Raw genomic sequence first — 13,242 nt, 5'->3', positions numbered from 1 at the left:
GACCTTATCGCCCTAATCGGTAATTGGCGTGGCGCTCTCGATTGGTGAAACGCCAGTTTGAACTGAGGCGCTTCTCTTATCCCGCTTTTTATCGACCAAAACCGCAATGCCCCCTGCCATGAAATAAAAGACAATCAGTGGGGCAGCCAAGAGCACCATACTCAGAGGATCTGCGGTAGGTGAAAAGGCAGCTACTACAAGGAAAATCGCAAATACCCAAACGCGCCAAGGTTTGAGTATCGTCCTGCCTCGGAGAAAACCGATGAGATTGAAGGTCAATAAGAAAATCGGTAATTCAAAGGCCAGACCTACTAACAAAATCAATCTCAATACAAAATCTAAATAATCATCAAATCGCACCAAGTTGCTTATCGCATTTGGCGTAAATCCAAAGAGAGCCTTAATCGCTATAGGTAAAATCAAATAGCCGAGAGTTGCCCCAAGGGCAAAAAATGGTGTTGCCGCACAGATAAAAAGTACAGTTGTGCGTTTTTCTTTTCGGTGGAGCGCTGGTGCTATGAATGCCCATAGTTGATATAGCCAAAATGGCGCCGAAACAATTACACCGGTTAGAAGTGCGACTTTAATTTGAAGATCAAGTGGACCAAGAACCCCGCTTATATATAAGGCACCACAACTTGCCGCACCAGATTGCTGAGCCGCTTTCAGATCACAGACGGGTTTAGCCAACGTCGCAATAATGGGATTGTATAAATACCATCCACCAACGAAAACTACGAGAACCGCGACTGCTGACTTTAGAACACGTTTGCGCAACTCCCGTAAATGATCAATGAGCGGCATCCGTTCCTGACTTGCAGATGCCATGAATCTATTTCTCGGTTTTGCCGTCTTCTTCAATAACTGTGTCGTCGCTCTTCATTTCCTTCATTTCGCTCTTAAAGATTCTCATTGAGCGGCCAAGAGAACGAGCCGAGTCGGGTAGGCGTTTGGCACCAAATAGGACGAGGACAACAATCAAAAGAATAACGACTTCTCTTGGGCCTAGATTCATAGTACTAACTCCTTGGCTTATGTTTTTTTCGAAAGGTGATGGCGAAAGGTTACCCTAGAGCAAGGCTCCCTGGAAAGGTGAGACTAGTGGCTATTGTAACGATCTAGTATCCCTTGAGCGCTCTCAGCAATCTCTTTTCGAAGCCCAGAGGGTTCCAACACCTCAACGCTTCCAGATGAAGCCATGACAGAACGAATAACCCACTCGCTTGAAAAGGATAAAATCTCATTTTCCCGCGATCGAGAATCACGATCCAAAGAGAATCGTTCCATTGCAGCTCTCGGTCGAGTATGAACGCGTATGACATAAGCTGTTTTTTCAGCTTGATTGTCAACTGCATATAACGGTGTTTCTGGTGGCGCACAAGGTACTAATTTTTGTATGCGATCCATTCTGAAAACTCGCAGGCCACGCGCACTGTGACAAATAGCCCACAAATACTCATAACCCCCATCAAGTCGTAGTTCAAGGGGGTGTATTACGCGAGTGGAAACGGTATCGGAGTATGAAGAGTGATAAGTAATTTCCACCCAGCTGTCTTTAGTCAGCGCATTCTCAATCAATGCACGTACCGAACCTGCGGCCGATGGAATTGCAGTTAGTTTTGCTTTTATTGAAATTCTTGCGGAAAGTTTTTCTACTAATGCTGTAGCACGATCTCTCAAATCACTACGTTCTGCAGGTAAAGATTCTATTACTAAATCCAACCCAAGAAGTAGCGCAATCGTCTCCTCACTATTGAGTGATCGAGGGTTAGAAAGGGTTTGAGCGTTATGAATGGTTACGAAACCTGAATCGAAAGATAAGTCCATCAGCTCAAGATGGGTATATCCCGGTAATCCGCACATCCACAAGGTTGTTAAATCGGAGATCATCTGAGCTTGAGTGACGTTGAAATTTTGAGCCAAAGCTGCGATCTCAATCCCTTGGTGCGAGGCTACATAGGGCACTAAATCTAGAAGTCTAGCCGTTCGACTTAATGGGGTTTGAGCTAAATTATGCATGTAAGTGAACTATCTCTTCGAGTGCGGCGATAACTTGATTTCTCAGTGTAGTTGGTTCAATCACTAAAACATCGGCTCCATGCCAAAGAATCTGGTCGACAAAGTGTTGATGGTCAAAGTATTTAACAGTAATTTGCTCCCACTCGCCTTTATCAACGCAAGAATCGGCGACTAATCTAAGAAGATGCGCTTTCCCCTTTCGTATATCGAGAGTGGCTATATTTACCAGTTCATCACTTTCTAAAGATCCAAAGACATCAAAGCCTGCAGGAATATCAAAACCTTGACTACTTTGGGAAATTGAAATCTCGCCATCGATGCGGTCCAACCTAAATGTTCGTAGTTCATTCTTTTCCATATCTCTTCCAGCCAGGTACCAGTGAGAATTTCTGGTAGCAATGGCATAGGGCTCAATGGTGCGAATCTGCGCAACCATTGCAGTGGAGAGATAGGAGAATGAAATAACCTCTCGTTTAGAAATCGCAAGAGCAATCACCTGAAAATCACTATGTGTCGGATTCAACCGTGGTGAAATAGCTGGAAGTGCATCTAGATCTGATTCAACACCCATTGAATGAAGTTTAGTTAACGCACTATGTGCTGCATCATCTAGTGCAGCACCACGCCATGCCTCTGCTGCAAGTGACAAAAGTGCTATTTCTACGCCTGAGATTTCACCTAGATTTAGAGAGTAACCTTCAGGCTTGATTCGGTAGCCAGCTTCATCTTGAAAGACTGGATCGAAACTACCTACTTCAATGATGACACCGAGATTTCGTAAATCATCTTTATCTCGTTCAAACATACGTTCCATTGTCTCTGCACTGCCTTCATATCCATCGACAGATCTAAAGATTTCACTTTTTGTTAAATATCTCTTCGTCGCAAGCAGAGCTATTGTAAGATTAATAAGACGTTCAATCTTCCGAGACACCGTACGCTCCTTTCGCAGGTCGACGTCTACGAGCTAGAACTTCTACGCCGGGTGCCATTTTCCGGGATTGAATGAGAAATCCTGTATGTCCGATCATCCGCTGCTGTGGTCGAACTGCTAAACCTTCATGATGCCATCCTCGGACAATAGTCTCCGAACTCTCGGGCTCAGTAAAGCGACCATCGGACTTCATAGCTTCAGCAGTAACAGATAACTGCGTTGTTGTAGCTACATAGGCCATGAAAACACCGCCGGGACGAAGCGCCTGAGCAGCTATATCGACACACTCCCATGGTGCGAGCATGTCCACGATCACTCGATCATAGCTATCGGCAACGGTCTGATCTTGAAGATCACCTACTGTAAGTTTCCAATTCTCTGGAGTACCTAAAAAATAATTTTCAATATTAGATCGAGCAATTTCAGCGAAATCTTTGCGGCGCTCGACTGAATGAACCGAACCGTTGCTACCAACTGCACGCAAAAGCGAAATTGTTAACGCTCCACTACCTACCCCAGCCTCAAGGACACGTGCACCTGGATAAACATCGGCCACTCCAATAATCATTGCGGCATCTTTTGGATACACGATTGTGGCACCTCGTGGCATTGTTAAAACGTAATCAGCTAAGAGGGGTTTAAATGCCGTGAACTTTAACCCTGCCGTTGTGCTGACAACTGAACCTTCTGGTATGCCAATTAAATCATCGTGAGTTATCCAGCCCTTATGGGTATGCCACTCTTTGCCTGCAACGATTGTAAAACTGTACAACTTGCCTTTCGGGTCGGTCAGTTGAATTCGATCGCCCTCCCCGAAATAACCTAAATTAGACACGGGAGCATCTTAGGCGAAAATTTTAAGGTAGGTACGAGTATCTTGCATCTCGTGAACACTGATCCCCGACTACGACTCTCGCCTAGCGCGGTGAATGAATATAACAACTGCCCTCAACTCTATAAATATCGCTCAATTGATCGCCTTCCACAACCACCGAGCCTAGATGCCGAACGCGGAACTTTGGTGCATACAGTTTTGCATGATCTCTTTGAAAACCTAGCAAAAGATAGAACACCAACTACGGCCGTGGATTTACTTCCATCTAGGTGGGCAGCTCAAGTCAGTGCAAAACCAGAGCTTGCAGAGTTGATTGGTAATGAAAAAGAATGGCTCGATCGCGCCGCATCGCTTATTCGAACTTACTTTACGTTAGAACACCCGGATACGTTTGAAGCTACACATCGAGAATTGCATTTGGAAAATGATTTTGAGGAGAATGTTTATCTCCACGGTTATGTTGATCGCCTCGATATTGCACCTACAGGAGAAGTGCGAATTATCGATTATAAAACCGGCAAAGCACCTAAACCTGGATGGGAAGAAAAAGCTCTATTCCAACTCCGTATCTACGCTCTACTTTATTGGAAAAATAGCGGGGTACTTCCCCGCCTATTGCAACTGATTTATCTTGGCGATGGAAAAATAATCAGAAGTAACCCTACTATTGCAGAACTTGAATCCACAGAAAAATCCTTGCACCTCATGGCCTTGGACATATTTACATCCATTGAAAAAAATTACTGGCCACCTAAACCTAGTAGATTGTGTGATTGGTGTTTCTTTAAATCAATCTGTCCCGCTCACGTAAGTTAAATAGTCGAAGTGAAATCTTTAAACAACTCTTGAAGTTTGTCGAAAGAGATTTGAGTCAGAGATTTAATACTTCGAACGCGAGGCTCTTGAGGAATAAATACTAAGTGTGGTACAGCTATTACCCATGCCCCACTAGATTTGGCTGCGCTAACTCCAGTTAAGGAGTCTTCAAAGACAAGGCATTTGGAAATCTCTGCACCCGCTTTTTTCGCCGCTAAAAAATATGCATCAGGGTGAGGTTTGGTATTAATCACATCATCTGAGCTAATTGAGAAAGGAAAGGGATTTCCTCCGAGATTATCCAGCACTGCGTTAACTATGTTTCGAGGGCTCGCAGAGACTAATCCAGTGGCTATATTCTGTGATTGAAGTTGATTGAGTAATTCTGTTGCACCGGGCATAAGTGGGGTTTGACCCCGCAACTTAGCAGATTGAATTTCAATCAAGGTATTAGTAAAAAAGGCAGGCGATTCAACGTGGTTACACTTTTCAAACATATACTCACCAACGCGAGAAAGTGGGCCACCCAAGCAGGCAACTTGATCTTCATCCCTCCATGCATAACCAAAAGGAGCTGTTACTTCCGCCTCAGATTCGAGCCATAAGGGCTCTGAGTCAACAAATAGGCCATCCATATCGAAAAAGACAGCCTCAAAAAACTCTGGGAGTTGGTAACTACTCACGTGCAGGAGGGTACCGTAAGGTTTGTTGATGTGGAGATACATAGAATTCCGAATCTAAGAAGTCCTGTGATGCTAATCGCTTTTTCCGGTTGGAGTGATGCAGGTGAAGGCGCAACTGGAGCGCTCAATCATTTAATGAATGTGTGGTCAGATTTATCACCGGAAATTATTCCAGATCTAATTGCCGATGTAGACCCTGAGGATTTTTATGATTTCCAAGTTAATAGACCTCGGGTATACACCGATGAGACTAGCACCAGAAACATTTCGTGGCCGACAACGAAAGTTTATGGAATTGCTCTTGCACATTTCGATAGAGATTTAGTTGTCGTTGTCGGCGAAGAGCCGTCAATGCATTGGAAATCTTTCACACAAGAAATTCTAAACTTAGCAGACGATTTGGAAGTTTCGATGGTTGTTACAGTTGGTTCGCTATTGGCCGATATTCCACACAGTCGTCCGATTTCAGTTGGCATTACCGCGGCAAATTCAACAGCCGCGGATCGATTTAATGTTGAAGTATCCAGTTACGAAGGTCCTACGGGAATCCTTAGTGTTATTCACTGTGAATGTCTGCGACGCGGAATTGATGGGGTAGCTCTGTGGGCTCCGGTTCCGCACTATGCTTCCGGCGCTCCTTCGCCAAAAGTTGCACTATCTCTCATTCGAGCTCTTGAAGATCTTCTAGCAATAAGCATTCCTCAGGATGAATTGGAAATAGCATCGGATGCGTGGGAAAGTGAGATAGATAATTTAGCGCGAGAAGATAATGATGTTGCCGATTACGTTAAAGCGCTTGAGGAGTCAAAAGATGCATTGGATATTCCAGAAATTTCAGGCGAAATGATTGCAAAAGAGTTCGAACGTTATCTTCGCCGCAAAAATAAAGATTAAAACTTCAAACCTAATAAGGCATCAAGGGAGGTTTTAAGATCATCCACATCCCCGCCTGTCCCACCACGTAAACTCTCCCCCGCCCAATTATCTAAAAGTTTAATAACAGTAGGTGTATCCAAATCATTGGCTAATGCTGATGTTATAGCCCTTATGCAATCTGAAGTCTCATGAACTTCTGTCAAAGAACATGCTTGTTTCAATTTTTCAAAAGAAGAACTTGCTTTGGAGAGTAGTTCTTCACTCCACATTTGATCATCTCTGTAGTGATGTCCCATCAAGGCATATCGAATTGCCATAGGATTTACACCTTGGGAAACAAGTTTGGATACAAGAATTAAATTCCCTTTGCTTTTACTCATTTTTTCGCCGTCGAGACCAATCATTCCTGCATGTACATAGTTAGCAGCCAGCTCTTTACCTGTCAGAACCTTTGCTTGGGATCTGCACATTTCGTGATGAGGAAAAATAAGGTCATTTCCTCCGCCTTGAATATCAATTAAGAAACTATCTGAGGGGTCTGGATGTAAATATTCAAGCGCAATAGCCGTGCACTCAATATGCCATCCAGGTCGACCAGTACCAAGATAAGAGGGCCATCCAGGTTCACCTTCACGCTGTGACATCCATACTAAACAATCAAGTGTGTGCAGTTTACCGGGCAAATCTGGATCTCCTCCGCGCTGTGAAAAGATCTCCTCCATTTCCTTTTGGCTCAGATGCGATAACTCTCCGAAAGTGGATTCAGGTGAGTTAGAAAAATAGTAATTATGATTTATTGGATATATCGAGCCGTGTTTTTGTAAACTTTGAATTGCATCGATAATTAGAGGTATTGCTTCAACTGCACCGATGTATGAATCTGGCGGCATAACTCTTAAACTCTCCATGTCGCTGGTAAATAAATCGATTTGAGAGTGCGCTAACTCCTTCCAATCAACCCCATCCCGAATGGCTCGCTCGAGTAATGGATCATCTATATCTGTAATATTTTGAACATAAGTGACTACCGAACCAGTTGCCAAGAGGTAGCGCCCAATTAAATCAAAAGTCAAATAGGTAGCTGCATGCCCAAGATGCGTTGCATCATATGGAGTTATGCCACATACATACATGCGATACGCGGACTTGGCGGGAATTACTTGAATGAGACCGGTTTTTGAATTGGTTAAAGATATTTGACTCAATTGATATCTAGAATGTAGTGGAGGTACTTCCACTTGAGACCAACTCTTCATCTGCCAATACTACTTATCGGCGAACTAAAATGCAGGCCATGGAACCGACGGCCAATTTGGATTTGGTTCAGGCATTACTGCATGGGCTATTAATCGAGAAATGCGATTCTTTATAGCTACTATCTCCGATGCAGTTAAGTGAGTCGATAAATCTAGATCTAAATCTAGGCCAGTAGATAGTTTTTTGAGCAGAAGCAACTCAGCATCTGTCAAAGACTCTCCGGCCCACTGCCACAAAACGGTACGTAATTTATCTTCCGCGTGAAAAGTTACTCCATGATCGCAGCCATATAATTTACCTGTAGTGGTAGGTAAAAGGTGTCCAATCTTACGATCCGTATTGTTGATAATTGCATCGAAAAGAGCCATGGCTCTCAACTCTGAGTTATCTGTTGAGAAGAAACTTCCCAAGTCGATACTCTCGTCAATATCTATCCATTCCTGAACCATTCCATCACCATAAGGTCCATCCCGAAGAACTGTTAGAGGGACAAGTTCCAAACCTAAATACTCACTCACTAAAAATGCAGCATATTCACGATTGGCTAGAGCTCCATCTGGGAAATCCCACAAAGGGCGCTCTCCCGCAATTGGCTTATAAATTGCGTTCATAGAACGATCTTCATATGTCAGAGATGCAAATAACGTTGCATTTGATGCATCCACCAATCGTCCGGTTACAACCAACTCCCCTTTTGATAGCAGAAGAAATTTATCGACGGTAACCATTGGCCCTCGGGCAAAGGTGACCCTGTGGATCTATCGGCATTCCACAGAATGGACATGGTAATCGACCTGCACCAATTAACGCCTTAGAACGCTTAATAAAGGCACTACACATCGAGATATTCAATTGAACCCTTAAAGAGTTGGGAGTTTCAATCTCTTCGGTAGCAATCTCCAAGAGTTCGATACTCATCATTTTCTTAGAATCATCCCAGGAGATCGATATTGACCCAACTTCAAACTCAGATTCGATAGGTAGTTCCAAAGGGGCATCATCAATTTCATTGGTTACTGACCGAATACTTACGTCGTTTTTACGAAACCCATTGATTATAATTTCAAGACGCTCAGCTAGGGCTGCTACCTGAAGTTTCTCTATAGCTACAGTTACCAGTCGATTCCCATCTCGAGCTTGTAAAAAGAATGCACGCTCACCAGGTTGGCCTACAGTGCCGGCTACAAAACGTTCCACTGAATCAAAAAGGAAACTCACACTCCTGCTCCCCCACCAAGTAAATTTCTCTTTCTATACGGGGCATTTAAATACTCCTCCAAATTCGCTCGCGAATCATTGAGTAGCAAGAGTCGCGGTTTCGTGCTCGAAAATTCTATGACACTTATTGAGGCTGGATCGATCACTAAACGCTGAAAACTATCGAGATGCATGCCGAGCGCTGAAGCCACAATGGATTTAATCACATCGCCATGAGTGACAAAAACAACTGCGCCTTTCTTTCGAGTGGATGCTGCTTCATGCACAGCCCGCATAGCTCTCTCTTGCATCTGCGCCAAGCCCTCGCCCGATGGAAAGTACATAGCGCTGGGCGAATTTTGTACCGTATGCCACAGTTTCTTCTTTGAAAGCACAGCTAGTTTTTTCCCACTCCAATCACCGTAGTCAACTTCATTGAGATTCTCATCTCGAATTAATTCAACGGTGGGATTGTGAACCTTTCCAATTGTCTCCCACCAAGGATTTATAGTTTCGTAGCATCGTTCGAGAGGACTTATTCGAAGTGTGGCCACTCTCAATCGACCAAGTCTTGAAATTAGATCCTGCGATTGACTATCGCCTTTTTCAGACAGATGAACCCCTACGGTTCGCCCTGAGAGCAACGCCTTCGCGTTGGCTTCAGAGTGGGCATGTCTAATCAAAACTACCTGCATAAACATAAGGTTATCGCAGGTTTCTTAACTCCGCCTTGCTAAGGTCGCTCCATGGAAATGCGACGAGCTGGTACCAGCGGACTTCAACTCTCTCGTCTAGGGCTTGGCACTATGACGTGGGGACGAGACACCGATGAACATGAAGCCGCCGATCAATGCAGAGCGTTCATCGACGCCGGCGGTAATTTTATTGATACGGCCAGTACATACGGTGATGGCGATAGCGAGAGAGTTATTGGTGGCTTAATAGGCACGCTCTTTAATCGTGACGAGGTTGTTATTGCTACAAAATCTGGATTGAGTTTTCCAGATGGTATAAAAAACGTTGATGCTTCCAGAGCGAATTTAATTGCCGAACTGGATAAATCACTTGTTCGGCTTGGAACTGATTTCGTTGATTTGTGGCAGATACATGCTTGGGATTCAATAACACCTCTAGATGAAACTTTGTCAGCTCTCGATTTTGCCTATACATCTGGTCGAGCGCGATACGTTGGTGTAAGCAATTTCTCCGCTTGGCAGTTGGCTCGCGCAGCTACGAAACAAGCGTCAAATTCGATGAAGGCTCCAATCACAACTATTCAGTGTGAATACTCTTTGCTCAACCGCGATGTTGAGATAGAACTTCTTGAGTGCGCTACCGATTGCGGAACTGGATTTTTAGCGTGGGCGCCACTTGCTCGGGGAGTTCTAACTGGAAAATACCGTAACGGTATTCCTAGTGATTCAAGAGGTGCTGCACCGCACTTTGCTAAACACATTGAGCCGTACTTAGATTCCAGAAGCGCAAGAATCGTTGAAGCCGTAACAGTTGCCGCCCAAGGTTTAGGATTCTCGCCGTTAGAGGTGAGCCTGGTTTGGGCACGCGATGCTTATGGAGTGACTAGCTCAATAATCGGAGCGAGAACAGGGGCACAACTTCGTGGTCTTCTCAAGAGTGAAGAGATATCACTTCCAGATATCGTGAGAAGTGCGCTCAACGACGTAAGCTCTTAAGCGTTTTCTAGAAAATCTTTTAGAACTCGAACTCCAAAAGTTAATCCCTCGACAGGAACGCGTTCATCTACTCCATGAAACATTGCCATGAAATCAAAATCCTCATCCAATTTCAATGGTGAAAATCCATAACCAATTATGCCTAATTCAGCTAAAGCTTTATTGTCAGTACCACCACTCATTAAATATGGGACTGGAATTGCATCCGCATCTTCTTTCAGAATGGAATTGCACATCGCATCAACTAAATCTCCCTCGAAAGGAACTTCAAGGGCTTTATCTCTAGTAATCGTGTCAATAGTAACGTGCGAACCAATGAGAGATTTGATGGTTTCATTAAGTTCATCTTCAAATCCAGGAATAAAACGTCCATCAATTACCGCACTCGCTGATCCAGGAATCACATTTGCCTTGTAACCCGCATCGAGCATTGTTGGGTTGGCAGTATTTTGTAACGTTGCACCGATCATGCGGGCAGCGAAACCTAGTTCATTCAACAGTGGCCGCAAGTCTCTCTCGTCATATGTTTTACCCGTGGCATCTGCAACTCGCTTAAATAAAGCCTTAACCGTGGTGCTGTAACGTTGGGGCCATTGATGGGTTCCAATTCTCGCAACCGCCTCGGTCAATCTAGTTAGCGCATTTTCATCATTCATTACTGATCCATGACCAGCACGACCGCTAGCAGTCAACTTCATCCAGTGGATTCCCTTTTCCGCCGTTTCGATCATGTATAAGCGTTTCCCCCCGCCTACTGTTACTGAAAAGCCACCAACTTCGGAGATTGCCTCAGAGCAGCCAGCAAAGAGTTCGGGATGTTTATCAACCATCCAATGAGAGCCGAAAATACTTCCGGCCTCTTCATCGGCAAAAAATGCTAAAACGATATCGCGAGGTGGAACATAGTTCGTTCTAGCCCACTCTCTAACAGTTGCCAAAATCATCGCATCCATGTTTTTCATGTCTACAGCGCCACGACCCCAGATCATTCCATCGATAATCTCTCCACAAAATGGATCGACGCTCCAATCTTCGGCATTCACTGGAACAACGTCTAAGTGTCCATGAACTACCAATCCAGCGCGGTGAGAATCACGACCTTTGATTCTGGCAACCACGTTGCATCGACCGGGAGCCGATTCATATATTGTTGATTCGATTCCTACTTCGGCTAGTGATGCAACAACATACTCAGCGACAGCTTGTTCGTCACCTTTTCCCTCACCGAAATTAACGCTTGGAATTCTTATGAGATCTTGGCAGATTTGTATTGTTTCAGTTTCAAGAAGTGAACGCTTAGATGTATCCATTTCGCCATTCTCGCACCACATTGCTATCCTTGGTACTTCACTCAGTCCGGGTGGCGGAATTGGCAGACGCGCTAGCTTGAGGTGCTAGTGCCCGCAAGGGCTTAGGGGTTCAAGTCCCCTTTCGGACACTTAATTGTTGATTAGTACCCTAGATGTACCTGTTTTATTCGGTGAGAACAGGGCGAGCTTGGCCCAAGATTTCAGTGCGAGTATTCTCGGGTGAGATTCGGCGGAATGGTTTCGGTCGACGGATAACAGTGGTTCCTGGCCGTCCGATCGTTGCGGTGTCAACTTTCTCTTGAGTTATCTGCATCGTGAAGGCGTGCGATGAGTTTGGTTCAAGAAGTAATGGTAGTTCTGTAGCTTCTAAGAGGTAACGGACATCAGCGTTAGAAATAACATCCTTCGTCCCTTCCTCTTGACCGCCTGTCATGTTGGAAATACTCCAAAAGACCTCAGTCACCGTTGTTGCTACTCGGCCAACGTTGGTAATTTCAACGGTTAAATCGATGAATGACTTTGCGCCCTTATTTTTACTTGAATGGGCTTGTCCATCCACTGTTAAGAGAATTCGACCGGAGCGTGTCTCTCGAAGCCACCATGCTGAAATTAATAAGGTGCACACGGAGATAGCCAACGCGGCGTAGGAGGTCCAAGATTGTTGATCCATAGACATGATTGTGATGATACATGAGTATGACTATGCAGATTACCTCTCTTAGACGTGATCCGACCTTCTCCCAGCATGACAAAGAGCCCCTAGCGCCATATGCGCCAGGGGCTCTTTGTTTAAATGCTAAGAAACTTAGCCCTTATTGTGTTTATTTGATTTTGCAGGCTTAGCAGGCTTAGCAGGCTTATCAAACTTGATGTCATCATCGTCATCATCGTCGTCATCATGATCGCGATCGGCATCAATCTTTACTTTTTTGACTGGTTTAACTGGCTTGTCTCCCACCGCATCAAGGGCAGCTTTGCGTGCTGCAATTGATAGAGTGACGGTGTTCTGACGTGCAGTTGTGGCAGCTAGTTTTTGTTCTGCAGTTGTGGCAGCCGCCATAGCGGTTGCAAGCGTTGCATTGGCGTTATGAATTGCAACTTCGAAAGCCTTGTTAATTGACTTGCGAAGATCTTCACGCATATTCATGGTTACTTTATAAATTCGCACTACGTTTTCGTATGCAATCTTATAATTTTGCTTAGCAATGTTGAATACACCAAGCTGAGCCTTGAATGTAACTGTTGCATTGTTGTAGGCAGTTAATGCCGTGTTATAGGCGGCCAAGATAACTGCATACTGTGCAGGAGTTGTGGCAGGTCCATTTGCCTTAAGCACTGCTTTGTAATTTACTAAGGCAGTTTCATAGGCGGTTTTGTAGGTCTGAACTGCTACACCAAAAGCGACAACCTGAGCTTTAATTGTGACAGTAGCGGTGTCATAGGCCACTAAAGCAGTGTTATAGGTAGCCAATTGAACTTTGTATGTTGCTAATGTGACGGGAGCAGTCGGTGCAGTTGTTGTCTCTGCAGCAAAAGCTACGCTCGTGGAGCCCATAATCAGACCAGCACTTAATAGTGTGGCCGTAATGATCTTTTTCATTTCAACCTCCTTGGATGTGCAAAG

General features: G+C 44.6%; 16 protein-coding genes and 1 tRNA gene. 4 read left to right on the top strand and 13 right to left on the bottom strand.

The annotated features are described in order from the left end of the window. Positions 1-12 precede the first annotated feature (12 nt). The 5 genes from tatC to Q8K48_06530 all read right to left on the bottom strand — a co-directional run bounded on the left by tatC (position 13) and on the right by Q8K48_06530 (position 3,788). Positions 13-828: a twin-arginine translocase subunit TatC gene (gene tatC / locus Q8K48_06550; protein ID MDP1852055.1), complete on the bottom strand. Its 816-nt coding sequence runs from the start codon at positions 826-828 to the stop codon at positions 13-15. A gap of 4 nt (positions 829-832) precedes the next feature. After that, positions 833-1,015, bottom strand: coding sequence for a Sec-independent protein translocase subunit TatA (gene tatA / locus Q8K48_06545; protein ID MDP1852054.1), 183 nt, complete (start codon positions 1,013-1,015; stop codon positions 833-835). An 83-nt stretch (positions 1,016-1,098) separates the two neighbouring features. Then, positions 1,099-2,019, bottom strand: coding sequence for a WYL domain-containing protein (locus Q8K48_06540; GenBank protein ID MDP1852053.1), 921 nt, complete (start codon positions 2,017-2,019; stop codon positions 1,099-1,101). Further along, positions 2,012-2,953, bottom strand: coding sequence for a WYL domain-containing protein (locus tag Q8K48_06535; GenBank protein ID MDP1852052.1), 942 nt, complete (start codon positions 2,951-2,953; stop codon positions 2,012-2,014). Before Q8K48_06535 ends, Q8K48_06540 begins: the two co-directional genes overlap by 8 nt. After that, on the bottom strand, positions 2,937-3,788 hold the full coding sequence (locus Q8K48_06530) for a tRNA (adenine-N1)-methyltransferase (GenBank protein MDP1852051.1): 852 nt from the start codon (positions 3,786-3,788) through the stop codon (positions 2,937-2,939). The genes Q8K48_06535 and Q8K48_06530 overlap by 17 nt, the downstream gene beginning before the upstream one ends. A gap of 51 nt (positions 3,789-3,839) precedes the next feature. On the opposite strand from Q8K48_06530, the gene Q8K48_06525 reads away from it, so the two are divergent. Next, positions 3,840-4,604: a PD-(D/E)XK nuclease family protein gene (locus tag Q8K48_06525; protein ID MDP1852050.1), complete on the top strand. Its 765-nt coding sequence runs from the start codon at positions 3,840-3,842 to the stop codon at positions 4,602-4,604. On the opposite strand, the gene Q8K48_06520 is transcribed toward Q8K48_06525, so the two are convergent. Further along, complete coding sequence (locus tag Q8K48_06520; GenBank protein MDP1852049.1) at positions 4,601-5,287, bottom strand: HAD family phosphatase; 687 nt, start codon at positions 5,285-5,287, stop codon at positions 4,601-4,603. The genes Q8K48_06525 and Q8K48_06520 overlap by 4 nt on opposite strands. A 69-nt stretch (positions 5,288-5,356) precedes the next feature. On the opposite strand from Q8K48_06520, the gene Q8K48_06515 reads away from it, so the two are divergent. Beyond that, positions 5,357-6,181: a PAC2 family protein gene (locus tag Q8K48_06515; GenBank protein MDP1852048.1), complete on the top strand. Its 825-nt coding sequence runs from the start codon at positions 5,357-5,359 to the stop codon at positions 6,179-6,181. On the opposite strand, the gene mshC is transcribed toward Q8K48_06515, so the two are convergent. Genes mshC through Q8K48_06495 form a run of 4 tightly spaced genes read right to left on the bottom strand, consistent with a single transcriptional unit; the run spans position 6,178 to position 9,312 of the window. Beyond that, positions 6,178-7,419: a cysteine--1-D-myo-inosityl 2-amino-2-deoxy-alpha-D-glucopyranoside ligase gene (mshC, locus tag Q8K48_06510; GenBank protein MDP1852047.1), complete on the bottom strand. Its 1,242-nt coding sequence runs from the start codon at positions 7,417-7,419 to the stop codon at positions 6,178-6,180. The two genes, Q8K48_06515 and mshC, sit on opposite strands and share 4 nt — an antisense overlap. 24 nt (positions 7,420-7,443) lie before the next feature. Further along, entirely contained in the window at positions 7,444-8,148 is a 705-nt protein-coding gene (locus Q8K48_06505; protein MDP1852046.1) for an SCO1664 family protein, read from the bottom strand. Then, positions 8,132-8,638: a DUF3090 family protein gene (locus tag Q8K48_06500; GenBank protein ID MDP1852045.1), complete on the bottom strand. Its 507-nt coding sequence runs from the start codon at positions 8,636-8,638 to the stop codon at positions 8,132-8,134. The genes Q8K48_06505 and Q8K48_06500 overlap by 17 nt, the downstream gene beginning before the upstream one ends. Beyond that, positions 8,635-9,312 (bottom strand): MSMEG_4193 family putative phosphomutase, encoded by a 678-nt coding sequence (locus Q8K48_06495; protein MDP1852044.1) that lies wholly within the window; start codon positions 9,310-9,312, stop codon positions 8,635-8,637. Before Q8K48_06495 ends, Q8K48_06500 begins: the two co-directional genes overlap by 4 nt. Positions 9,313-9,363: 51 nt before the next feature. Between Q8K48_06495 and Q8K48_06490 the strand changes: the two genes are divergently transcribed. After that, positions 9,364-10,308 (top strand): aldo/keto reductase, encoded by a 945-nt coding sequence (locus Q8K48_06490; protein MDP1852043.1) that lies wholly within the window; start codon positions 9,364-9,366, stop codon positions 10,306-10,308. On the opposite strand, the gene Q8K48_06485 is transcribed toward Q8K48_06490, so the two are convergent. After that, positions 10,305-11,618 (bottom strand): M20/M25/M40 family metallo-hydrolase, encoded by a 1,314-nt coding sequence (locus tag Q8K48_06485; protein MDP1852042.1) that lies wholly within the window; start codon positions 11,616-11,618, stop codon positions 10,305-10,307. The two genes, Q8K48_06490 and Q8K48_06485, sit on opposite strands and share 4 nt — an antisense overlap. A 44-nt stretch (positions 11,619-11,662) precedes the next feature. Between Q8K48_06485 and Q8K48_06480 the strand changes: the two genes are divergently transcribed. Continuing rightward, positions 11,663-11,746: transfer RNA gene (locus Q8K48_06480), tRNA-Leu, on the top strand. A gap of 35 nt (positions 11,747-11,781) precedes the next feature. Here Q8K48_06480 and Q8K48_06475 read toward each other — a convergent pair. Then, positions 11,782-12,288 (bottom strand): hypothetical protein, encoded by a 507-nt coding sequence (locus Q8K48_06475; GenBank protein MDP1852041.1) that lies wholly within the window; start codon positions 12,286-12,288, stop codon positions 11,782-11,784. Between the two features lie 135 nt (positions 12,289-12,423). Then, the gene (locus Q8K48_06470; GenBank protein MDP1852040.1) at positions 12,424-13,218 is read right to left on the bottom strand and encodes a hypothetical protein; all 795 of its coding nucleotides are present in this window, start codon (positions 13,216-13,218) and stop codon (positions 12,424-12,426) included. Positions 13,219-13,242: the final 24 nt, after the last annotated feature.

Source organism: Candidatus Planktophila sp., from assembly GCA_030681675.1.
GTDB lineage: Bacteria > Actinomycetota > Actinomycetes > Nanopelagicales > Nanopelagicaceae > Planktophila.
Note: the sequence above shows the minus strand (reverse complement) of the source record. Positions and strands in the feature narration are given on the sequence as shown.